This is a genomic window from Bifidobacterium hominis (genome assembly GCF_040095915.1).
Classification (GTDB): domain Bacteria; phylum Actinomycetota; class Actinomycetes; order Actinomycetales; family Bifidobacteriaceae; genus Bifidobacterium; species Bifidobacterium hominis.
This window is the reverse complement of the sequence record NZ_JBBMFR010000008.1, coordinates 14,270-38,197: the sequence shown is the minus strand read 5'-3', so window position 1 is coordinate 38,197 and position 23,928 is coordinate 14,270. Positions and strand designations below refer to the sequence as shown.

Here is a 23,928-nt window from a genome sequence, read left to right as displayed (position 1 = left end):
ATCCTTTCCCATGCCAGCGTGGCTATATGCGATTTTTATGGAAGGCGCAAATCGTAATAATTCTTTTTTATGAACGGTTATCAGGATATGAAAAAGCCTCCCGCGGCACATGCACGGAAGGCTTGGAAACAGAATTGACGGACGGCAGGTCGCCGTCAGGTCAGGTGATTGTCAGAGCTTGCCGCCCTCGACCACGATGTCATCCGGATCGACATCGGAACCGTACACCGGCTTCAGGGTCTCTTCGTAATCCTTGTGGAAGAAGTTCTCCTTGCCCAGCTTCACGATTTCGTCGTTCAGCCAGTTGAGCAGCTCCTTGTTGCCCTTCTGTACAGCCGGAGCGATGGTGTCCTCATCACCGAGTTTGGTGATGCCGACCTTGAAGCCCTTGTTGGACTTGGCCCAAGCCAGTACCTCGGTGTTGTCGGTGGAGAAAGCGTCGCCACGACCGTCGAGCAGCGCATTGTAGGCGTCGGCGTACTGGTCGTACTTCTGCAGCTTGACATCGGGCTCGTTCTTCTCGAAGTAGCTTTCGGCGGTGGTGCCCTTGGCGATGATCAGCGTCTTGCCCTTAAGCTGGCTCACGTCAGTAATTTCGGCATTTTCCGGGGAAACCACGCCGAGTGCCACCTTCATGTACGGCTTGGCAAAATCAACCTTCTCCTTGCGCTCGTCGGTGACGGTGAAGTTGGCCAGCGTGATGTCCACCTTGTTGGCGGTGAGCACGTCCACGCGGGCAGCCGGGTCGACGGAAGTGTACTTGACCTTCACGCCCAAATCTTTACCGAGACGCTCGGCAAAGTAAACGTCGTAGCCGGCGTTTTTGCCTTCCTTGTCAATGTAGCCGAACGGAGCCTTGTCGGAGAAGACGGCAACCTTGAGTTCGCCGGACTTCTTGATCTCATCCAAAGTGCGGGCGGTGGCGCTACTGCTGGAGCTGGAATCGTTGTTTGCGGAGCCTTCGTCGCTCGGAGTGGCCGCGGACGGGCCGCAAGCAGCCACCGAGGCTGCCATGATCAACGCGGCCGATGCGGCCACGATGCTCTTGAATGTTTTGTTGATGATTGATGCGGTCATGGTTTCTCCTCTCTTGCAAAGATGACTGCTATCAAAATCTTGAATTGCACCGATTTTCGCCGATCTTCGCCATTGCCTGGATTATTCGGATTGATCGGCGGACTTGCGATGCCTGTCGAATTCAAACGTGCGCAGGAACTGCTTGGCTCGTTCAGTGGTCGGATTCGTGAAGAATTGTTCGGCATTGTCAGATTGTTCCACAATGCCGCCGTCTTCAAGCAGGATCACCTGATCGGCGATGGCTCGCGCGAACTGCATTTCATGCGTCACGATGAGCATGGTTTGGCCGGAATCAGCGAGTTCGAGCATCACGTCGAGCACTTCGCGCACCATTTCCGGATCGAGCGCGGCGGTGACTTCGTCGAACAGCAGCACTTCCGGATGCAAAATCAGTGCACGGCAGATGGCCACGCGCTGGCGTTGGCCGCCGGAAAGCTCATGAGGCCAGGAATCCTTGCGGTCGGCAAGACCGACGCGTTCCAGAAGCTTGATCGCCTCCTGCTCGACTTCGACCTTATCTCGCTTCTGCACCAAGGTCGGCGCCAGTGTGATGTTGCCAAGCACGGTTTTGTTGGGAAACAGGTCGTAGCTTTGGAACACCATGCCAACACGGGTACGCAGTTCGCTGCTGCGCTTGCTGCGGCCGGCGGATTCGGTGCCCGGCTTACCCGTTTCGATCACTTCGCCGTTCAGAGAAATGGTACCGCCCTGAATCGGCTCAAGGCCGGCGATGGTGCGCAACAACGTCGACTTGCCGGAGCCGGAAGGCCCGACGATCACAAACACCTTGCCATGCGGCACGTCGAACGAAATATCGTTCAATACCGGCTTGTCGGCATTGGCGTACTGCTTGACCAGATGCACAATCTCAAGACTCGTCTGACCCACCTGAGCCTGCTTGCCTGTCGCGTCAGTCATGCGACCACCTCTTTTCCAGTCGGCGGGCCACGATGGACAGCGGCCAGCACACAATGAAGTACATGAAGAAAATCACCCCGTAAATCCACAGGGTTCCGGTCGGATATTGGAAACGGTTCGCGTCGATGATCTGCTGGCCCACTTTGATGACCTCGACCACGCCGAGAAGCACGGCCAACGATGTCGTTTTCACGATTCGTGTCGCCAGATTCACCGAAGCTGGCAGAAGCCTACGCAACGCTTGCGGCAGAATCACTTTGACGAACGTCTGCCAGCCACTCAACCCAAGCACATATGCGGACTCATACTGGGCTTTCGGAATCGACTCAAGCGCGCCACGCACCAAATCGCCCAATTCCGCGCCGCCCCACAGCACGAACACGAACACGCATGCGCCGGTTGCATCCAAATTCCAATTCCACGCACGGGCAAAGCCATAAAATGCGATGAACAGCAACGCCAATTGCGGCATGATACGAATGAAATCCAAATAAATCCTGGTCAACACACGAATGACAGGATTTTTCATCGTCATCAGCCAGCCGACAACCAATCCAACCGGCACGGAAAGACCCACCGACACACCGGCGATCCACACCGTAACCCACAGGCCCTGCAACAGGCGCGGAAACACGCCCGGCTCGAGCAGAATCTCAGCGCCGCTCATAGTCGAACCTCCGTTCCAGCCAAGTGCCGAACAATGAAATCGGCAGCAGAATCACCAGATATGCGACAACCAGCATCAACAACGATTCATACGTGCTGTAATACATGCCGATCAGATCCTTGGCCATGTACATCACATCGGCGAGCGCGATGGCCGACACAACGGACGATTCCTTGATCAGGAAGATCACGTTGGCCACAACGCCCGGAATGGACGTGCTGATGGCCTGCGGTATCACCACGCGGCTCAACGTCTGCCATTGGCTTAGGCCCAGCACATACGCGGATTCGCGCTGCACGGTCGGAATGGTTTCGAGGCCGCCGCGCATCGCTTCGGCCATATACGAACCGCCAAGGAATCCGAGTCCCACGATCGCGCATTGTTCCGCGGACCAGACGACGCCAAGTTTCGGCAGACCGAAATACAGGAAATACAGTTGCACCAACAACGGCGTGTTACGGCTGAGTTCGATGTAGACGCGCACGATCTGCTTCAGCACTGGAATGCGCGCGATTTCAATGCTTGCGCAGATAAGTCCGACCACGATCGAAAGCACGATGCCGAACACGGAGATGAACAGCGTCATCTCCGCGCCGCTGACGAAGAACGGCGCGTAGTGCGTCACAAATGTCCAATCGAACACACGCGCCTCCCATCTTTCTCTTTAGGTTTTCGAATGCTCTACGGATCCCTCGGAACCTTTTTCAGGCTTTTCCAGGCTTTCGCCGTGGATGCGCCCCATCGTACCGCGCAACAATCGCGGAACAGGCCACGTCGTTATCGGTTTTTCATATAAGCGTTTATCAGCTTCCGACAATACGTCCGGTGATCCTTTCACAGTATTGCACGCTGGCGTTTCCACTGTTCGCCCATATTGAAATGTGAAGATTGGGTATACCTTGCGAGAGAGTATGCACATGCTCATTCGACATGCAACGATGGAGGATTTGGACGCGATTGAGGCTGTGGAGGCTGCCTGTTTCCCACCTGCGGAGGCCGCAACGAACGAGAGCCTGACTGCACGCGTCGCCACATATCCGGAACATTTCTGGCTTTTGATCAACACTGATGCCGATGACGATGCCTGCTTCCCCGCTTCTGTGAAAGACGGCACACTGATTGGCTTCGTCAACGGTATGACGACCAATGAGAAGGATTTGGCTGACGTCATGTATGAGGATGTTTCCCTGCACGACGAACATGGCGATTGGCAGATGATCTTCGGCGTGGACGTGGCTCCCGTCTACCAGCATCGCGGTTGCGCCAGTTATCTGCTCCGTCGCGTGATTCTTGATTCGACGATTGCCGGGCGCAAAGGCATTGTGCTGACATGCAAGGAACGTCTTGTCGGCTTTTACGCCCGTCTGGGATTCGTGGACGAAGGCACGTCCGCTTCGACGCACGGCAATGTGGCGTGGCGTCAGATGCGCTTGACGTTGGCGCAATCTCCTTCTGAAGAAACGTTCGTCGAGTCCGATCCAGACGCAAAAACCATGGAAATTCCAGTGGTTTCAATCGCTAATTGATGGCGTGTCGTTTTCTCGCAACACCACTGCGACACGCCGACGATTTGCATTCCGCCGAAAATCCACGTAAGTTAGCACTCGCTTCGGGCGGTTGGCGCAGAGGTAGCGCACTTCCCTGACACGGAAGGGGTCACAAGTTCGAATCTTGTATCGCCCACGCGAAGCGGGTAACGAAGCCGGGAAACCGGCGGAATTATCCCACGGGTGATTGGCGCAGCGGCTAGCGCACTTCCTTCACACGGAAGGGGTCATAGGTTCGATTCCTATATCACCCACTGAATTTCCGCTTCTCACGGCGGAAGTTCTTTGCGGACATAGCTTAGTTGGTAAAGCGCAACCTTGCCAAGGTTGAGACCGCGGGTTCGAGTCCCGTTGTCCGCTCCATCAAACCCCACCTCGCGTGGGGTTTTCTTTTTCCACACATCCTCAACAGGCATTCGGGGCACCCGTCTTACAAGCAACGCACCGCCTGAGGCGGTCTATCTCGCTTATGCATGGCAGATTTCGCTTTCCGTCCGGAGGCTTCTCGCCTATATATGGCACGTCACTTTCGCAAAACTGCCGAAAACAGCCACTTCGGGGGTAAAAATACGCGAGTCGTCTGCCATATATAGACGAGATAGGTGCCCAAACACCCCTAGGTGCGGGAGTTTAGAACCCTTTTTACATACACTCACCATGCCAGGCATAGTCGAGGTGCATGAATTCGGGAACCTTGTACCATTTGACCGGGTAGCCGGCTCCATGTGCGCAGAACACCGAATCCGGCGTGTTCTCCAAGTCGGATTCCGGATCGTATGCGGACTGTTCAATCACCTCGTCGGCGTTGTGGCATGGCCTGTACCCTGCGAACACGCAACTCAAATGTCCACGCCCATGCGTGTAGGCATTCACGTCCATCGCATAGTCACGCATTTGAGCGACCGGAGCCTCACCTTCAAGCACCATATACTCGCCATCGCCGGAAGGCGTGTCAAACGAACCGCTCATACGCTGAATATCGGCCATCGCATGGCCGACCATATCTTGCGGAACCTCCAAACGGAAGCCATACCACGGCTCCAGCAAACGGCAGTCGCCGCGCTCCTTCGCTTCCATCAAGCCTTGCCGAATCGCACGATACGTGGCCTGACGAAAATCGCCCCCCTCTGTATGTTTCAAATGCGCACGGCCAACCAGCAATGTGATCTTCATATCGGTGACCGGAGAACCGGTAAGCACACCCAAATGCTCACGTTCCCGGCAATGCTGCAGAATCAGCCGCTGCCAGTTACGGTCGAGCACGTCCTCGCTGCACACACTCGCGAACCGCATGCCGCTGCCGGCGAGCAATGGCTCGAGAAGCACATGCGTTTCCGCATAATGGCGCAACGGTTCGAAATGGCCGACACCCTCAATCGGATGTGCGATCGTCTCCTTATATAAGATGCCGCCCGGGCCGAATGACACGTCCAAGCCGAACCGGTCGTGCATCATCTGCTGAATGACCTCCAACTGCACCGCACCCATCAACTGCAGATGAACTTCCTCAAGATGCGGCTGCCACACCACATGCAGCAACGGATCCTCATCCTCAAGCTCGCGCAACGCAACCAAGCAGGCGTGAATATCGCACTCCCCCGGCAGCAACGTGTACGTGAGCACCGGCTGAAGCACCGGATTCGCACCGTCATGCTCTTTTCCAAGCCCCGCACCGGGAAATGTTCGAGTCAAGCCCGTGACGGCACACACGGTGCCGGCAACAACCGAATCGACCGTAGCGAATTTCGCACCGGAATACACGCGCACCTGATCGGCCTTCTCATGCCACATGCCATCGTCGCCAATTTTCGACTCGCCAAGGTCGGCGCCGACCCGCTCAGTGCCGGAAAGCATCGTCTTCGCCTTGAATTCACCGCCCGTTACCTTGAGCCATGTCAGGCGATTGCCTTGCGTATCGTGCGATACCTTATATATGCGCGCGCCGAATGCGCTGTCATACTCCGGCTCGCGCACATATCGCTCGAATCCCGCGACGAACTCGTCAATACCGTCCATTTTCAACGCGGATCCGAAGAAACATGGGAACAAGGCACGATCAGCGATCATCTCCTGAATGGTCTCATCCGGAATCGTTCCGCTTTCCAAATACGATTCCATGGCGGTTTCGCTTTGCATGGCGACGTCTTCCATACTATTGGCAAGCGTCTCGTCACCATCTTGCTCTCCGGTGAAGTCGATACAGCCGTCGGAAAAGCGTCTTTTCAGTTGCTGCAGAAGTTTCGTTTTGTCAGCTGCGGGAGCGTCCATTTTATTGACGAAGATGAAAGTGGGCACGTTGTAACGTTTCAGCAATCGCCATAACGTTTCGGTATGCCCTTGAATGCCATCAGCACCGGAAATGACCAGAATCGCATAGTCGAGCACGGCGAGGGTTCGTTCCATTTCCGCCGAAAAATCGACGTGTCCCGGAGTGTCAAGCAAAGTGAGGGTGAGATCCGGCGTGGTGATGATCGCCGGTTCGGTGAAGATGGTGATGCCTCGCTGCCGTTCCATCGTGTTGGTGTCGAGAAACGCGTCGCCATGGTCGACACGGCCGAGTTTGCGTACGTTGCCCGTGGCATACAGCAACGCTTCCGACAGCGTGGTTTTGCCGGCGTCAACATGCGCCAGAATGCCGGTGACGATTCGTTTCATGGGCTCCTCCCATTGCCCCGAGCTACCGCCGAAGCAGCAGCCGCCTATCAATATGCGAAAGCCCTTACGTCTATTGACGTAAGGGCTTGGTGGTGACCCCGGGGAGACTCGAACTCCCGACCTTGAGATTAGAAGTCACATGCTCTATCCAGCTGAGCTACAGGGCCAAACTTGATTCAGTATAGTCAGTTCGCGCGTTCTTGCCAACTTGAACGCGCGGAACAAGACCATCATACCGATGGCAAAACTATGACAACCTACCATTTCCCGACCTTGAAACGAGCGGACAGCCCGCAAAACCGGGGAGTGAAAGATCACGGTTCGATGATCCAGCTCAAACCGACCAGCACAATGAGGAACAGCACGTTCACCGCCGAGTACACAGCCAGATAGCGTCCCTTCTTGTCAGGATACTTGCGTGTCACGTTCTTGTAGCCGATCAGCGACGCCATGGATGCGATCAGCGTACCCATGCCACCAAGGTTGGTGCCGATGATCAGCGCACGCCATTGATCGCAGAAGCCTGACAGCAGCAGCGTGGTCGGCACGTTGGAGATGAACTGGCTGGACACCACGGACACTTCCAGCGGATGCGCCCCCACCAAGGAGGCGGCCAGCTCGTAGAATTCCGGCACGCGTTTCATATTGCCGATGAAAATGAAGAACATGCAGAAGGTCAGCGGCAATCCCCAGTCGATATTGCGGAACACGCGGCGATCGCAGAACAGGAATGCCACCACCACGATCACGCACATGGCCCATAGCGGAATGAAATCGCTCACAGCCAGCAAACACACGATGAACAATGCGCAATATACGATCGCGCGCCAACCTCCATAACCGGCGCCATAGCCGGTCACACGAATCTCATCCGGCCGTGGCTGGTCGGAATTCGGAGCGAGCACATTCTGTTCGATGCCGCTGCCGTCGATAGAGGAAAATTCGGAAACAGGTTTCTTGCCGAATACCACGCAGGCGATAAGCACCAGCAATACCGCCGCGGTAACGGAATACGGCGCCATAATGCCAATCATTTCAGCGGACGGCATGCCGGTCAACGCTTTCAGATACAGGTTGTGCGCGTTGCCGATTGGCGTCAACATACTGCCCACGTTCGCACCGACGGTCATCAAGGTGCCGACCAGCACCGCATGCTCCTCCATATGAGCCATGGTAAGCACCGCGATCGCGAACGGAATGAACGTAACCAACGCCACATCATTGGTGATCAGCATGCCGGAAAAATACGTGAGCGAAATCAGCGTGATCACCAATCCGCGTGCGGTGCTCACATGATGCAGCAATCGTGAGCCGATAATACGGAACACACCGATGCGCTGGAAACCGCACACCACCAGCATCAGGCAGATCAACTGCGAAATGGTGCTTGCATGAATATATCCGCCGTACTCCTTGTCGGGAGGCACGATAAAGCATGAAATAAGAGCAAGTATGGAAGCAACTACGAGAATGGTCTCGTTTTTCAGGATTTTAACGACCAATCGTCGCATTCATTCCTCCGTGAATCCAGTTTGCAAACCGTTTGCAGACCCGGGCGATTTTCTCAAGAAACGCCGTACTCACTTTACCCGAAAAATCGCATAGCACATACCTTTGGCATACGATTTTTCCGACCATTCCAACGTTTTTCAGCCACTACGCCTTACTGTTCTTTGCAATTGCAAACCGGCAAAACTGTTTTGCAATTGCAAAACACGCCGAGGGATACCGTATGTCAACTAAGAATTTGTTAAGTATTCTCACCTCGTTCACCGCATGTTCGCTGACCGTTCATACAGCACTTGGATATGCGGCAGATCCAGGTGCAAGACAAAGACGTTCGGGAGTTATCGGACGTTCTGGCACGCGGCAGACACTTAGGTACACGACAAATGTTCAGGCAACGTTATTGCCAAACACCCTCGCCTGCAGATCCTTACGCAAGGTCTCAAGTTTGGTGATCTGACCGAGCAACTCGATTTTCTCGGCACCGTCTGGCAGTTGCGCCATGCGACGCTTGTCCGCACCGATTTTGCGCATGATGCCCGTGTCAAGCAGTCGAATGATGAGTTCGGACGCGTATCTGCGCTCATCATCCGTCGGTTTGCGCAATTGCACGTTGATTTCTTGCGATTGTTGCGACGCGCGTTCCGTATCGGCGTCACTCGGCGGCAACGGCAGTTGCATGACGGCAAGCTCGTTGATCACGGATTCCAACATCGGCCCGCCTGCTTTAGTGAGATTATGCATCCACAGTCCTTGCGGGGTGTCCGCGGACGGCAGACCACCAGCGGCGGCGACTGCTTGGAACAGCGTACGGAACACGGGAGTCATGAAGCTCGACAGCGTGAGGCTGGCGAACAATGTCGGATCCACGGCAAGCGGCATCTGGATCAAGGTCGCCATGAACTGCTGTTCACAGATGAACACGGCATCGTCAATACGGTAATAGGATTGTTCCGCCGCGTCACGATGTTCCAGTGCCTTGCGCGCGGAAGGATTCGCATATGGATTCATGCCCTGATCCATGCGAGGTTCCGCCGCCGCTGCGGCATTGGCGGCAAAGCGACGTTTCGGCGCATACGCGTCCTCGTCCCGCACATTGAGTTTGCGACGGGCGTCACGTACTTCGCGCTGCATAATGTCGAGATCGACGCCGATTTGACGTACCGCCTTACGTGAATACAGGTCAAGCAGCGAACGGTCGCGAATCTGTGCGATCAGTGGCGCCACGGCCTTGACTGCCCCCATTTGCCCCGTGGTATAGGTGGTGTCGAAACGCCCGATGGCGGTTTTGATCACGAAATCATACAGAGGCTCGGCGTTCGCAATAAGCGCGCGAACCGCCTCATTGCCACGTCTGATGCGCAGATCGCACGGATCGAGATTGTCATCGGCCACGGCGACGAACGCCTGCGTCGAAAACGCGGCATCCAATCCGAACGCGTGAATCGCGGCCTTCTGACCAGCGGCATCACCATCAAAAGTGAACACGATGCGGGAACTCAACTGCTGCCCATCGACCTTCAATGGGCCAATCAGCTGCACCGCCCCCAACGAATCGTCCGCAATCAAACGACGCACGATCTTGGCATGCTCAGTACCGAACGCGGTACCGCATGTGGCGATCGCAGTGTCGACTCCGGCCAGATGCATGGCCATCACGTCGGTATAGCCTTCGACGATCACCACCTGACGTTTCTTGACGATCGCAGCCTTCGCCATGTCAATGCCATAGAGCACCTGGTTTTTGCGATACAACGCCGTATCCGGCGTATTTATGTATTTCGCGCCGATTGAATCATCCTCATACAATTTGCGTGCGCCAAAACCAAGCGCACGACCGGTCGAATCGCGAATCGGCCATGTTACGCGGCCTCGAAAATAGTCGTACACCCCATGCTGACCTTGGCGAGCCAATCCCGCGTCCAGCATCTCCTGCTGCGTGAAGCCCTTACCAGCCAGATAGCGCACCAGATTGTCCCAGCCTTGCGGAGCGTATCCGCAACCGAAACGCTGGCAATCGGCCTGGCTGAAGTTACGACCGTCAAGCAATTTGCGTGCGGCAAGCGCGTCTTTGGTCATCAGCTGCGATACGAAAAACTCCTGTGCAGCCTCATTGGCTTCCAGCAGACGGGCACGTTTCGAACCGGTATGCTCCTTCTTTGCGTTCGACTGGTCATAACGCAATTCAATATGGTATTTGTCGGCCAAAAGCTCGACGGCGTCGCGGAAGTCGACGTTCTCCTGATGCTCAACATAGCCGAACACGTCACCGCCGAGACCGCAACCGAAACAATGCCATACACCCAGCGCCGGGCGCACGGAAAAACTTGGCGTTTTTTCATCGTGGAAAGGGCACAGCCCTACATAAGCGCCAGTTCCGGAAGGCTTGAGCGAAACCGTTGCGGACACAATGTCATACAAATCGGCGGTGGCGCGAACTTTTTCGATATCTTCCTTCAAAATCATTCCTGGCATAGCTCACCACCTTAACAGCAAGCGCGGCACGTTGACCAACCATCGAACGTGCCGCGCCCACCATATTGACTTTCACGGCGTGCCTTGTTTCCCCACGCCCGTTTCCTTACAGAATGGTTGCGGGATTGAGCTTGGCGAGATCCTCGGCCGGCAGCACGTCGGTGGCGTGCTCGTACAGGCGCGGAATGCGGTTGCACAGACAGGTGAAGATCTCGTAGCTGATGGTACCTGCGGCACGACCCCAATCGTCGGCGGTCGGTTCGGCATAATCCTCGCCACGGCCCGGACCGAACAGCTGCACGGTGTCGCCCTCATGCACGCCAAGCTTTTCCGCGGAACCGTGCAGGTCAAGCATGAACTGGTCCATGCACACGCGGCCAGACACACGGTACAGGCGCGGACCTTCCGTAGTCATCACACGCACCGGACCGCCAGGCTTGGCCACATGCTTCGCGCCTTCCATATCGAAACCGGAAGCGGAACGGTGAATGCCGTCCGCATAGCCTACAGGCACGATCGCGGTGGACGTGTCCGTAGGAGTCAAGTACGTGCGGCCATAGGAAATGCCATGGCCTGCCTCCACATCCTTGACCGTGCCAAGCTGCGCCTGCAATGTCATGGCCGGCGTCAAATCATACGTGCCAGGCGTGCCCATGGCCGGATCAGCCTCATAACCATACAAGCCAATACCCGGGCGGGTGAGCTCAAAATGAATCTCCGGACGCGAAAGCGTGGCCGCCGTATTGGCAAGATGGCGAATCTCCGGTGCAATGTCAGCAACTTCCATACGACGGGTGAAATCCTTGAAATTCTCGACCTGCCTATCAGTGGCCGCCACGAATTCAGGCACGTCGGGAGCGTCGGCCACCGCCAGGTGACTCCACTGGCCGACAATATGCAGCACACCCTCCTTGGCGAGAGGCACCAGCTTGGCAAGCGCCGCATCGAACGTGGCCGGAGTGAATCCATTGCGACCAAAACCAGAATCGACCTTCACATGCACACGCGCGGTTTTTCCAAGACGACGCGCCGCGGCCGCAACACCGTCAATACCCGGCAATGAGCCTACGGAAATATCGATGTCATTGTCGATCAGCTCGTCAAAAGGCACAGCCGTGCCGTTATATACCCATGTCAGAATGTGGCAGCGGTCTGGTCCAATACCGGCCTTGCGCAGCAGCAGCGCCTCATGCGACTGCGCCGTGCCCAGCCATGTCGCGCCTCCTGCGAGCGCCGCAAGCGCAGCCGGAATAAGACCATGCCCGTACGCGTCAGCCTTGACCACACCCATCACGGCAGTGCCGGAATTCGGGCCGCCAACCACGCTCACCAAATGACGCATATTGTCTCGCAATGCGGCCATATCGACGATGGCCTGCGCCGGGTATTGCTTTTGGGCGGCCTCATAATTGGCCTTGCCTTGTTCGGATGAGAATTTCCATTCACGGGCAGCATTGAAAGTCATGGCTCTATTGTTGCGCTCCCATATGACGGCTTCGAAAAGACGCGCACACATGGTGAGACGATTCACGGGGTTTTCACGTTTTTGTCCGCGCCAGGTTTTTACACTCTCTTTACATAAGGCGCGTATACCTCCCATACATGAGGCGTTCAGCCCTTCTTTGATTTCTGGCGTTTGAGGCGTGCCAGAGTCCCGGAAATCCGTCCGGTCCAGCCCATACAAAACCACTTTTAGGGAATTAAGACCATGGATCTTTTTCGCAAAAAGTCAGTGGACCAGCTCGTATCCGAGTCAACTCCACTGAAACGCACATTGAAAACGTTTGACCTTACCATGCTGGGAATCGGCGCCATCATCGGCACCGGCATTTTCGTGCTCACCGGCAAGGGCGCCCTCACCGCAGGTCCGGCATTGTGCGTCTCCTTCCTCCTGGCCGCGATCTGCTGCGGTTTCGCAGGATTGTGCTATGCAGAGTTCGCAGCAATGGCACCAGTGTCCGGTTCCGCATATTCGTACGCGTATTTGGCGTTCGGCGAGCTGATCGCATTTGTGATCGGCTGGGATTTGATTTTGGAATACGCATTGCAGGCGGCCACCGTGTCCGCCGGATGGTCCGGTTATTTCAACAAACTGTTGGAAGGTTTCGGCTTGCATCTGCCAGTTGAGCTGACCGCGGCATACGGCACCACACCAGGCGTAACCACATACTTCAACCTGCCTGGTTTCGTAATCGTGCTCATCATCACTTGGGTGCTGGCCATTGGCATCAACCAGACGAAGAAAACCAACGATATTATGGTGATGATCAAATTGGCCATCATCGTGCTGTTCATCGTGTGCACCGTCTGGTACATCAATCCTGCCAATTGGAAGCCGTTCTCCCCGTACGGCATTTACACGTTCCAGCCGGGCTCGACGCAGCCGTACGGCATTGTTCCGGCGGCGTCGATCGTGTTCTTCAGCTTCATCGGCTTCGACGCCGTCTCCTCCTCCGCCGAGGAGACCATCAATCCGAACAAGACACTGCCACGCGGCATTCTTATTTCGTTGGCCGTGTCGACTGTGCTGTACATCATCATGACGCTGATTATGACCGGTGTGGTGCCATACAAGGAGTTCGCGAAATTCATTGACGCTCCGGTGGCCGGCGTGATTCTCGAAACCGGCCTCAACTGGCTGGCGTTCATCGTCAATCTTGGCGCTCTGATCGGCATGACCACGGTGATGCTGGTGCAGCTGTACGGCCAGTCCCGCATCTGCTACGCCATGAGCCGCGACGGCCTGTTCCCGAAGTTCTTCGGCGAAGTGCACCCGAAGTACCGCACCCCCTACAAGGGCACCTGGTTCTTCGGCATCCTGACGGCCATCGCCGGCGGTTTCATCAACATCAACGTATTGTTCGAATTGGTGAACATCGGTACGCTGTCGGCGTTCATCATCGTGTCCGCAGGCATTCTGTGGATGCGTAAGACCCAGCCGGACGCACACCGCGGCTTCCGCGCTCCGGGCGTGCCGTTCACGCCGATCTGCGCGATCATTTTCTGCTTCATTCTGATTTGCGGTTTGAATTGGGAGACCTGGGTGCGTTTCGCAATCTGGTTCGCCCTTGGTTTGATCGTGTATTTCACGTACAGCCGCAAGCATTCCGCATTGAACAAGCCAGGACTGTTCTAAAAACCGGTAATACTGTTGCTTTCGACATATCTTTCATAAAATATATCGAAAGCAACACAATCGGATATAAAAATCCCGTTGAACATCTGAAATATGATATTCAACGGGATTTTTGTTTCTCAATATCGCAGATTATCTGTGATTATTTGCAATGAAATTTATATTGATTGATATCAATCCATACAAATCCGCAAATCTCACCATTCATGACGCTGATAGGCGATACGAGTGGTATCGAACGGCCTGTCAAGCAACTGAATCAAGCCGCAGCGCGCAAAACCATTCGATTCAAGCACATGCTGCATGGCCTTGTTGTTGGGATGCGTATCCGCACGCACATTGCCGTAATGTTCGATGCACCAGTTGATGCAGTCCTTCGCCGCACCCTTGGCGAGACCCGACGAGGCAATCCGGTGGATGGTCACATACGGATCATCATCCAGCCAGGCACCATCGATATTCACATACGTCGGGTCGATGCCCGGACACAATGCGAACTGGGCGAGCACACGTTCCTCGCCATCAACCGTATCAACAAGCAGCACAGTGCGTTGCGATTCGATATCGTCACGAACCACTTCCTCACGCGGGAACTTATCACCCCACTGCGTGGGATTGCCATTGGAGGCCATCAACTTGCGGGCATGCTCATAAATCTTCTGCATGGTCGGCCAATCAGCCATAGTGGCGCGGCGGAACCGCCGTTCAGAAGTAATGACGCTCTCCTCACCCATCTCGTTCACCTTTGCATCGCCTTGTCTTCTTCCGAGCGTTAAAAATACCATGCCCACGGCACAGTGTTCGCAATATGCCCGAAAAGCAGACTTGCAACCGCACGCGAATCAGACCAGACGGCGCTCAAACGCGTCAGAGCTGATGCCCTTGGCAAGAATATCCTTGCACCATTCCTTCGCCGTGAACAGGCTATGGTCGCGGTAATTGCCGCAGCTTTCGATGGTGGTGGCAGGAACGTCATCCCATGTGGCCTCATATGCGATGAATTCCAACGCCTCCTTCAACGCGCGCGCCACTTCTTCCGTGGAATGCTCACCCCACGTCAGCAAATGGAAACCGGTACGGCAACCGAACGGGGAGCAATCGATATAACCGTCGATACGTTCCCGCAACAGCACCGCAATCGTATGTTCGATGGTGTGCAGGCCACCGGTCGGAATCGCATTCTCATTCGGCTGCACCAAACGCAAATCATAATTGGAAATCACATCGCCATTCGGACCGGTCTGCGTGTCGATATAGCGCACATACGGAGCCTTCACCTTGGTGTGGTCGAGCTGGAAGCTTTCCACAACCGGCTTGTCTTCTGCCATCATCAATCCTTTCTTCAACAACCGTTCGTCTCTACTGTCGCCGTTTTGCCGGCATACGTCAACCGCACCGCCATACATGTTGCCGATAATGCGTTACACATCATATACAACGTATGGTTTTGCAATAATCGATACGATTATTCTTCAAGCTGATACGTCACATGATTCATGCAACGAAATCGCGGATCACTTCCATGAACCGTTCGCCATACGCTTTCAATTTAAGCGCGCCCACGCCGTTGACTTGCGAAAACTGCTCGCCAGAGACCGGCCTGATACGCACCATGTCGCGCAACGTTTTATCGGAAAAGACGATATACGGGGGTTTACCGAGTTCGCGGGCGATGTCAAGCCGCAACGCACGCAGCTTGGCGAACAATTCCTCGTCTCCGTCGCCCGGCACATATGCCCCCATGGCCTGAGAACCTACGGACGGCGATTCCGCACGTTTCGCAGCGTGCTTCCGTTCGATCTTCTTGATTTCATAATGAAAATTCGGCGCGACCGTTTCCGCCGCACGTTCACCGAAGCGAACAATCGGCATGGAGCCTTCCGAAATGGAAAGAAAACCATCCGTCGCCATCTGGCTGAGCACGTCACGAATCTGCGCCTCCGAAGTCGCGCTCAACATGCCGTACGTCGGCAGATCGGCAGGATGGAGATAATTCAAATCCTGCGCTTTCGACCCACGCAGCACTTTGACGATCTTCCCCGAACCGACCTTCTGGTTCACGTCATGCACGCAGCGGCTGATGGCCCGCGCGATCTCAGTAACATCAACGGTTTCAAACGTGTGCTCGCAGTTCGCGCATCCTCCCACGCATGCGCCGTCATCACGGACGGCCGCTCCCCCGGCCTCACCGAAATACCTGGTCATATACTCGTGCAGACAATCCGTGGTACGGCAATAACCGATCATGGCGTTGAGCAGACGCCGTTTCGACGCGCGCACGACCTCCTGCTCTTCGACGGTCAAACGCTCGTTCTCATAATCCGAATCAAGCAGCCTTCGCCTCGTAGCAATATCAGACTCGTTCCACAGCAACGTGCACCGGCTAGGCTCGCCGTCACGCCCCGCACGACCGGCCTCCTGATAGTACGCTTCGATCGATTCCGGCATATTATGGTGAATCACATAACGCACGTTCGACTTGTCGATTCCCATGCCGAACGCATTCGTGGCAACCACCACAGGCACACGGTCGGTTACGAAATCACGTTGCGCCCGCTCCCTCGTTTCGGCCGACATACCGCCATGATAGGCGACCGCGACCATGCCAAGTCGCGTCGCATCCTCACCTTTCGCCGCACGCAGCTCGCGCACGGCGATATTTAATGATTCGGCAAGCGACTCCACTTCCTTACGGGTCGCGCAATACACGATACCGGATTCGTCAGGATGATCCGCAATATACGAAGCCACCCACGAAGCCTTATGTTTCCTTTCCATCCTGATCACGTCGAAATACAGGTTGGCCCTGTCGAAGCCGGTGACGGTGACGGACGGATCACGCAATCCAAGAATTCCGATAATATCGCGGCGCACCCGTTCCGTCGCGGTCGCAGTGAACGCGGCAACCGTCGGACGAGTCGGCAACGCCTTCAGAAAATCGCCGATACCAAGATATGACGAACGGAAATCCTGACCCCATTGCGACACACAATGCGCTTCGTCAACGGCGACCAGAGAAATCGGCACACGACTGGCGAACGTACGGAAACGCTCGGTTTCCAAACGTTCCGGAGCCACATACAGCAGTCTGATCCGTCCCGACAATGCCCGCGCGAACACCAGATCCTGTTCGTCGGGACTTTGCGTGGTATTGATGAACGCGGCTGAAATGCCCACGTCGTTGAGCGCGTCGACCTGATCGCGCATCAACGAGATCAACGGGGAAATGACGATGGTCATGCCCGGAAGAAGCGTGGCGGGAATCTGGTAACAGATCGACTTGCCAGCACCGGTGGGCATGACACCGAGCGCATCACGGCCTTGGATAATCGCATTGACTATGCCTTCTTGACCAGGACGGAAGGCGTCATATCCGAAGTAGGTGCGTAGGGCGTCACGCGCCGACGTAAACTCTGTCATACGCAGCAGTCTAGTATCCACCGCCTCTACTCGGTGCGGAGGGCGGTGGCGGGATCCTGCTTGGAGGCGCCACGACTTGGGATGAGGCCGCCGATCAGGGTGAGCACTACGCTGAGAATCACCAGAGCGATGGCATTACCGACCGGCAGCACGGCACTGACCTCGGTGGTACCCATGAAGTGGTGCAGCACGCTGTTGATCGGGAAGTTGAGCAACACGGTGGCACCAACGCCAATCAGACCGGCCAGCAGGCCGATAATGCCGGTTTCCGCGTTGAATACGTTCGACACATTGCGTTTGGATGCGCCCATGGCGCGCAGAATACCGATTTCCTTGGTACGTTCCAGTACGGAAATATAGGTGATAATGCCGATCATGATCGACGAGACCACCAATGACACAGCCACGAAAGCGATCAGCACATAGGTGATGACGTTGATGATGGTGGTTACCGAGTTCATCATCAGACCAACGTAGTCGGTGTAGGTGATCTTGTCTTTTTCCTTGGCGGTCTTATTGTATTCGTCGATGGCGTCGTTGATGGAATTCTTGTCTTCGAAGCTGTCGACGTAAATGTTGATGGAGCTTGGTGCGTCACGGCTGACCACGCCGAAATCAGCGAGATTATCATTGTAGGAGCCGGTGGACACGTACTGGTTGTAGATGGCGACCAGCGTGGCCTCGTCGGCGGTGGCGATATAGGCGTCGAATTGGTCGGCGAGCTGCTGTTCGCCCATCTGAGCCATGGCCGTGGCCTGCTGGGAGTCACCTCCGGATGCGCCTGCGGCCGCCATCATGTTCTGCGCCATCTGCGCCTTGCTGCTTACGCCGAGGGATGCGACGTAATCGCGGGCATCCTGGGCCTTGGTGGCATCGTCGGACGGCGAGAACGTCATGCCGTTGAGTACATTGTGGTCTTTATCGGACTGCTGTTCGGTGACGATTTCACTGGATTCGGCACGGTCGATCAGCTCATTGGTCAGAGCACGCGTATAGCCCACACCGGAGGAAAGCGGGGTTGCGTCAGCATCCTCTACCGGCTTGACCACGCCCACGATCTTCAGATCGATGGCCTTGTCGGAGTCGATCAGCGCGTTAATCTGGTCCACATCGTCGCCCGCGTACGTCCAATGGCCGTTATCGCCTTTGACATACTGGTCGCAGGCCGGCAGCAGCTTCAGCGTGCGGTCGATAACGTCGGAATAGTCAATCTTCTTGGTATCGGTTTTCACATCGTCGCCGGAATTGAGCTGGTTCATCATATCGTGGTATTCACTGGCGGATTTGAGGCCTAGCTCATACACAGTGGTTAACGACAATGAATTGTTCTTGTCAAGTACGAGCACAACCTCGTTCTTGTTCTTTGGCCAGGATCCTTCGACTACCTCATAATTGTCGGAAATGACCTTGCCGACGTTCTTTTTGCCATCAGCGCTTGGCATGATCTCATGGAACGAGCTCGGTGCAGCATTCTGGTCGGTTTTACCCGTGAGCATGCTCACGCGCGTCGACGTAAAGGTGGACGAGTCGGCAGACATCAGCGAACCATCCGCCATCTGGTCGGCCATCGATTTGGTGCCGGTTTTGCCCACCGTCACACCATCGGCGTTGACAAGCGTGCCGTCTGGATCGTGCGAGAACACGGAGAACCTCGTATCATACGAATACTGGATTCCCGCGGAACCGATATACCGATTGATGTCACTGTCCTTATTATCAAGGTATTTCTTGAACGCGCTCAGATTGTTTTCGGTAATGCTGCTGGTCATCGAAGCGGTGCCCTTGATGGCGGCATCATCCGGATAAATCGCGTCGCTCTTATGCTTCTGGCCTTGATTGTCCGCACTCTGCTGACCGGAAGTCATCATGCTGGTCAGGTCGAAGGTCTGTTCGTCGATACTGATCGGGTAAGCAGTCATCGTCTCGCGCTGAATATTGTCGATATAAGTGTTCACACCTGCCGAAACGGACATAATCAATGCGATGCCGATAATGCCGATGGATCCTGCGAATGCCGTAAGGAAAGTACGGCCCTTCTTGGTGCGTAAATTGTTGAAGCTCAATGCCAACGACGTGCCGAACGACATGGATGCGCGGCCCATGGTCTTGTGCACGGGAGCGGTGGCCGTTTCGTTCTGGGCTGGTTCGAACGGGTCGGAGTCGGAACGGATCACACCATCCTTGAGCTCCACAATGCGCGTGGCATACTGGTAGGCCAGTTCGGGGTTATGCGTCACCATCACCACGAGGCGGTCTTTGGCGACCTCTTTGAGCAGATCCATGATCTGCACGGAAGTGTCGGAATCAAGCGCACCGGTCGGCTCGTCGGCGAGCACGATGTCCGGATCGTTCACCAATGCGCGCGCAATGGCCACGCGCTGCATCTGACCGCCGGAAAGCTGGTTCGGCTTTTTGTTGACATGCTCGCCCAAACCCACTTGTTCAAGCGCCTTGCGCGCACGCTCTCGACGCTCCGAATGCGATACGCCCGAAATGGTTAGGGCAAGTTCCACATTCGACAGAATGGTCTGATGGGGAATGAGATTGTAGCTCTGGAACACGAAACCGATGGTGTGGTTGCGATAGGAGTCCCAATCGCGGCTTTTGTATTGTTTGGTGGAAATGCCGTTGATCACCAGATCGCCGGAATCATAGTGGTCAAGTCCGCCGATGATGTTGAGCAGTGTGGTTTTGCCGGAGCCGGAAGGTCCGAGAATGGCCACGAATTCGCTGTCACGCAGGTTCAGGCTGACGTTATTCAGCGCCCGCTGCACGAAGTCGCCGGTTTTATACTGTTTGGAGATGCCTTGAATTTGCAGCATGCCGCCTCGTCTCGATAATCATGGGCGTTCGATTCCACAGAGAATGCGCTGGTAGATGAACACGAACGTTGTCGAAAGTATTATATGGTAAAACCCTCGCCATAAGCAGATTCGAAAAGCATAATATACGCTTTTGGCGAATCCGATGGCGAGGATTTATGCACGTTCCGCCTTTTTGACGGATTACACAAAACCGTAACGAGGCTGCGATCTTATCTCAAACACGACGAAATGCCTGCTCCAAGTCCGCGATCAAATCGTCAGCATCTTCAAGACCGACGGAAAGTCGCACGAGATTGGCGGGCACTTCCAGCGTGGTACCGGCGACGGAAGCGTGGGTCATGGCGCCCGGATGCTCAATCAGGGATTCCACGCCTCCCAACGACTCAGCCAAAGTGAACACTTCCGTAGCACCGGCGAACTTCTTGGCCGCTTCGAATCCGGCTGCGATCTGTACGGAGATCATGCCTCCGAAGCCGCCATGCATCTGTCGTGCCGCGATCTCGTGGCCTGGATGGGATTCCAGTCCCGGGTACCATACGCGTTCCACTTCAGGGCGGGTTTCCAGCCATTGCGCCACCTTCATGGCGTTATGACTGTGCTGCTTGACGCGCAGATCCAACGTTTTGAGGCCACGAATGTCAAGCCAGGAGTCGAACGGAGATGGCACAGCTCCGGCCGCGTTCTGCAGGAACGCCACTTCATCGCGGATTTCCTTGTCGTTGAGCACCACAGCTCCGCCGACCACGTCGGAATGTCCGCCGATGTATTTGGTGGTGGAATATACGACCACGTCGGCGCCATCCGCCAACGGATGCTGCAATACCGGGGATGCGAAGGTGTTGTCCACCACCACTTTGGTGTCATGCGCGTGAGCGACCGCTGACGTGGCTGCGATATCGGTGATGTTGAGCAGCGGGTTCGACGGGGTTTCCACCCAAATGTACCGGTACTGCTTCTGGCTGAGCGCCGCGGAAACGGCCGCCGTGTCGGTGATGTCTACCACGTCAAGGCCGACGCCCCACGGCACGAACACCTTGGAAAGCAATCGGTAGGTGCCCCCATACACGTCATTGCCAAGCAGAATATTGTCGCCCGGCTTGAGGGTGGCACGCAGCAGCACGTCGATGGCGGCCAGTCCGGAAGCGAAGCTCAGCGCGTAGTCCGCGCCTTCGACCGCGGCGAGCTGCTCGTCGAAGGAATTGCGGGTCGGATTGATGGAACGGCTGTAATCATAACCGTTGCGCAGGCCACCGACACCATCCTGCTTGAACGTGGATGTCATATAAATAGGGGTGACCACGGCTCCGGTGGTCGGGTCGGGCTCCTGACCTGCGTGAATGGCGCGGGTGGCGAGTGCGGTGGCGCTCAGGGCTTCGGTGTTGGTCGAGATGGTCATGATGGGAACTCCTTGAAAATAGCGAATGATTTGGGTTGAACGAATGATGGACATGATGTTGAGATATGAATTGGCGGTTTACAGATACTGTTCCGCAAGGCTCGGCTTGGACGTGCGTTCCACAACGTCGGCGAATCCGTTGGCACGCATCCAATCGTCGTTGAAGATCTTTTCCATATAGCTACGACCGGAATCCGGCAGCAACACCACGACCAGCTGGTTTTCATCCAAATCATGCTCGCGAGCGTATTTGAGGGCCGCCATAACGGCCATGCCGGACGAGCCTCCGACAAGCAGACCTTCCTCCGCAGCCAAACGGCGGGTCATTTCGAATGCTTCGGCATCGTTGACCTGCACGATTTCGTCGGGAAGTTCACGGTCGAACGCTTTCGGATAGAAATCCTCGCCGACACCTTCGATGCTGTACTGATGCACGTCGTTCGGATTGGAATAGATGGATCCTTCCGGGTCGGCGCCGATCACTTGTACTGCGCCGTCGGAAGCTTCCTTCAGGTAGCGTCCGGTGCCGGAAATGGTGCCGCCAGTGCCGATGCCCGCCACGAAATGCGTGACCTGATGGTCGCTGGCTTCCCAGATTTCCGGACCGGTGGTGCGGTAGTGGCTTTCCGGTCCGTTCGGGTTGTCGTATTGGTTCGGGCGGTATCCGCCGGGGATCGCTTTGGCGAGGCGTTCCGCCACCTGATAGTAGGAGCGCGGATCGTCCGGACCAGCATCGGTAGGGGTTACCACCACTTCCGCACCGTATGCGCGGAGTACCGCACGCTTGGCTTCGGAAACCTTGTCCGGCAGGGTGAAAATGGTGCGGTAGCCACGCTGCTGCGCCACGAGGGCAAGTCCGACGCCGGTGTTGCCGGAGGTCGGCTCCACAATCACACCGCCCGGCTTGAGTTCGCCGCTACGTTCGGCCGCGTCAATGATACGTTCCGCGATGCGATCCTTGGAGGAGCCTCCCGGATTGAAATATTCGACTTTGACGGCGACGGTGGCTTTGATGCCGTCAGTCACACGGTTGAGTTTGACGAGTGGAGTGTTGCCGATGAGTTCTGAAAGGGAATTGTGGATGGTCATGACGTTTCCTTGCGAAGAGTGATTTCCGTTGGCTTCCGATGAATGATTTCGTTGTTTTGATTTCGAGAAGCTCGCGTTTATCACTTGCAATGATTTGAAACGGGACCTGTGATGGTGTTTTCGCTGCGGTTCATCCACATATGCCGCGTAATACCAACCGCGTAAGGCACTGGTTATGGGATGATTTCTGCGATACTCTGGCATGCAACGCAAGTTGCGTATGCCGAAAAAGAATGCCCTGTCTCAAGTTATGCTTCGATGAACCACGCGCCCCTCGGGCGGTTGGTCAGCGACAGCAACAACAAGAGAAATTGAACATGGCTCACACAATAGCACACGTAACGACATCGGCGTGTCTTACCTGTTCATATAGCGACAAAAAGCCTGCAATCATGCGGATTTCAACATGATCGCAGGCTTTTTGCGCAGTGTCGCAAATCAGAGCGAAGCCGCGTCCAGCAATCGTTTGGTGTAATCGCTGGTCGGATGGTGCAACACGGTTTCCGTAAGTCCGCATTCCTCAACGCAACCGTCGTGCAACACCATAATGCGATCTGCGATATGCTGCACCACTCCCAAATCGTGTGACACCATGATCAGCGCCATATCAGGTTCGCCGCTACGAATCGCAGCGAACGATGCGAGAATCTGCGTTCGTGCGGCCACGTCGACGGCGCTCATCGGCTCGTCGGCAAGCAATACTTTCGGATGATCCGCAATGGCACGTGCGATGGCCACGCGTTGCGCCTGACCGCCAGAGAGGTCCACGGGGAACCGATTTTCATATGCGGCAGGGTCGAGACTCACCATGCGGAAGGCTTCCGACACGCGTTCCGCAATCCGCCCCTGCGACCAATCAGGGTGATGCAACCGCAATGGTTCGGCAACGGATCTGCCGACCCTCCAACGCGGATCCAACGAGCCGAATGGGCTTTGGAACACCAATCCGCAGCTACGCCGCAGTTCGCCGGCGACTTCGCCTTGCACAGGCTTGCCGAAATACGTAATCTCGCCCGTTTCAGCGTGTTCGAGCCCCAGCAATACTCGCGTAAGGGTGGTTTTGCCGGATCCGGATCCGCCGATCACCGCAAGACACTCCCCCGAACGTACGTCGATATCAACATCGTGCAGCACCTGACGACGCTGTTGTTTCGCACCGTAGTATTTGCTGATGCCGCGACCTTGCAGCATTGTGGTTTTTTCGTTTTCGCCCGTCA

17 protein-coding genes and 4 tRNA genes are annotated in these 23,928 nt (G+C 55.7%); 5 read left to right on the top strand and 16 right to left on the bottom strand.

Annotated features, from left to right (window positions below; translation table 11 throughout):
* Nucleotides 1-171: 171 nt before the first annotated feature.
* From WMO36_RS06720 to WMO36_RS06705, 4 genes are all read right to left on the bottom strand, one after another.
* On the bottom strand, nucleotides 172-1,077 hold the full coding sequence (locus WMO36_RS06720; RefSeq protein ID WP_099595499.1) for a cysteine ABC transporter substrate-binding protein: 906 nt from the start codon (nucleotides 1,075-1,077) through the stop codon (nucleotides 172-174).
* An 81-nt stretch (nucleotides 1,078-1,158) separates the two neighbouring features.
* A complete protein-coding gene (locus tag WMO36_RS06715; protein ID WP_099570835.1) occupies nucleotides 1,159-1,995 on the bottom strand; it encodes an amino acid ABC transporter ATP-binding protein in 837 nt (278 codons plus the stop codon).
* Nucleotides 1,988-2,662, bottom strand: coding sequence for an amino acid ABC transporter permease (locus WMO36_RS06710; protein ID WP_033501376.1), 675 nt, complete (start codon nucleotides 2,660-2,662; stop codon nucleotides 1,988-1,990). The genes WMO36_RS06715 and WMO36_RS06710 overlap by 8 nt, the downstream gene beginning before the upstream one ends.
* On the bottom strand, nucleotides 2,649-3,305 hold the full coding sequence (locus tag WMO36_RS06705) for an amino acid ABC transporter permease (RefSeq protein WP_099570837.1): 657 nt from the start codon (nucleotides 3,303-3,305) through the stop codon (nucleotides 2,649-2,651). The genes WMO36_RS06710 and WMO36_RS06705 overlap by 14 nt, the downstream gene beginning before the upstream one ends.
* A gap of 274 nt (nucleotides 3,306-3,579) precedes the next feature.
* Here WMO36_RS06705 and WMO36_RS06700 point away from each other — a divergent pair, with 274 nt between their 5' ends.
* From WMO36_RS06700 to WMO36_RS06685, 4 genes are all read left to right on the top strand, one after another.
* On the top strand, nucleotides 3,580-4,188 hold the full coding sequence (locus WMO36_RS06700) for a GNAT family N-acetyltransferase (RefSeq protein WP_233432610.1): 609 nt from the start codon (nucleotides 3,580-3,582) through the stop codon (nucleotides 4,186-4,188).
* Between the two features lie 85 nt (nucleotides 4,189-4,273).
* Nucleotides 4,274-4,345, top strand: a tRNA-Val gene (locus WMO36_RS06695).
* 45 nt (nucleotides 4,346-4,390) lie between these two features.
* Nucleotides 4,391-4,463 (top strand) — tRNA-Val (locus tag WMO36_RS06690).
* A gap of 33 nt (nucleotides 4,464-4,496) precedes the next feature.
* Nucleotides 4,497-4,572: transfer RNA gene (locus tag WMO36_RS06685), tRNA-Gly, on the top strand.
* Nucleotides 4,573-4,851: 279 nt separating this feature from the next.
* Here the strand turns inward: WMO36_RS06685 and WMO36_RS06680 are convergent.
* The 5 genes from WMO36_RS06680 to alr form a co-directional block, all read right to left on the bottom strand.
* Nucleotides 4,852-6,864, bottom strand: a complete 2,013-nt coding sequence (locus WMO36_RS06680; RefSeq protein ID WP_099570839.1) for an elongation factor G — start codon at nucleotides 6,862-6,864, stop codon at nucleotides 4,852-4,854.
* Between the two features lie 90 nt (nucleotides 6,865-6,954).
* Nucleotides 6,955-7,031, bottom strand: a tRNA-Arg gene (locus WMO36_RS06675).
* A gap of 147 nt (nucleotides 7,032-7,178) precedes the next feature.
* The gene (locus tag WMO36_RS06670) at nucleotides 7,179-8,375 is read right to left on the bottom strand and encodes an anion transporter (RefSeq protein WP_099570840.1); all 1,197 of its coding nucleotides are present in this window, start codon (nucleotides 8,373-8,375) and stop codon (nucleotides 7,179-7,181) included.
* Nucleotides 8,376-8,760: 385 nt separating this feature from the next.
* Nucleotides 8,761-10,845: a DNA primase gene (gene dnaG, locus WMO36_RS06665; RefSeq protein ID WP_099570841.1), complete on the bottom strand. Its 2,085-nt coding sequence runs from the start codon at nucleotides 10,843-10,845 to the stop codon at nucleotides 8,761-8,763.
* Nucleotides 10,846-10,951: 106 nt separating this feature from the next.
* On the bottom strand, nucleotides 10,952-12,310 hold the full coding sequence (gene alr / locus WMO36_RS06660; protein ID WP_099571162.1) for an alanine racemase: 1,359 nt from the start codon (nucleotides 12,308-12,310) through the stop codon (nucleotides 10,952-10,954).
* 243 nt (nucleotides 12,311-12,553) lie between these two features.
* On the opposite strand from alr, the gene WMO36_RS06655 reads away from it, so the two are divergent.
* Nucleotides 12,554-13,981 (top strand): amino acid permease, encoded by a 1,428-nt coding sequence (locus tag WMO36_RS06655; protein ID WP_349077185.1) that lies wholly within the window; start codon nucleotides 12,554-12,556, stop codon nucleotides 13,979-13,981.
* 197 nt (nucleotides 13,982-14,178) lie between these two features.
* Here the strand turns inward: WMO36_RS06655 and WMO36_RS06650 are convergent, their stop codons facing one another.
* The 7 genes from WMO36_RS06650 to WMO36_RS06620 all read right to left on the bottom strand — a co-directional run bounded on the left by WMO36_RS06650 (nucleotide 14,179) and on the right by WMO36_RS06620 (nucleotide 23,902).
* Entirely contained in the window at nucleotides 14,179-14,715 is a 537-nt protein-coding gene (locus WMO36_RS06650) for a GNAT family N-acetyltransferase (protein WP_099570843.1), read from the bottom strand.
* A gap of 108 nt (nucleotides 14,716-14,823) precedes the next feature.
* A complete protein-coding gene (locus tag WMO36_RS06645) occupies nucleotides 14,824-15,309 on the bottom strand; it encodes an S-ribosylhomocysteine lyase (RefSeq protein WP_022245363.1) in 486 nt (161 codons plus the stop codon).
* Nucleotides 15,310-15,475: 166 nt separating this feature from the next.
* On the bottom strand, nucleotides 15,476-17,401 hold the full coding sequence (gene recQ / locus WMO36_RS06640) for a DNA helicase RecQ (RefSeq protein ID WP_271724565.1): 1,926 nt from the start codon (nucleotides 17,399-17,401) through the stop codon (nucleotides 15,476-15,478).
* Nucleotides 17,402-17,427: 26 nt separating this feature from the next.
* Nucleotides 17,428-20,223 (bottom strand): ABC transporter ATP-binding protein/permease, encoded by a 2,796-nt coding sequence (locus tag WMO36_RS06635; protein ID WP_349077184.1) that lies wholly within the window; start codon nucleotides 20,221-20,223, stop codon nucleotides 17,428-17,430.
* A gap of 217 nt (nucleotides 20,224-20,440) precedes the next feature.
* The gene (locus tag WMO36_RS06630; RefSeq protein WP_349077183.1) at nucleotides 20,441-21,622 is read right to left on the bottom strand and encodes a cystathionine gamma-synthase; all 1,182 of its coding nucleotides are present in this window, start codon (nucleotides 21,620-21,622) and stop codon (nucleotides 20,441-20,443) included.
* 78 nt (nucleotides 21,623-21,700) lie between these two features.
* Nucleotides 21,701-22,711: a cystathionine beta-synthase gene (locus WMO36_RS06625; protein WP_349077182.1), complete on the bottom strand. Its 1,011-nt coding sequence runs from the start codon at nucleotides 22,709-22,711 to the stop codon at nucleotides 21,701-21,703.
* Between the two features lie 438 nt (nucleotides 22,712-23,149).
* Nucleotides 23,150-23,902: an ABC transporter ATP-binding protein gene (locus WMO36_RS06620; protein WP_099571163.1), complete on the bottom strand. Its 753-nt coding sequence runs from the start codon at nucleotides 23,900-23,902 to the stop codon at nucleotides 23,150-23,152.
* Between the last annotated feature and the right edge of the window lie 26 nt (nucleotides 23,903-23,928).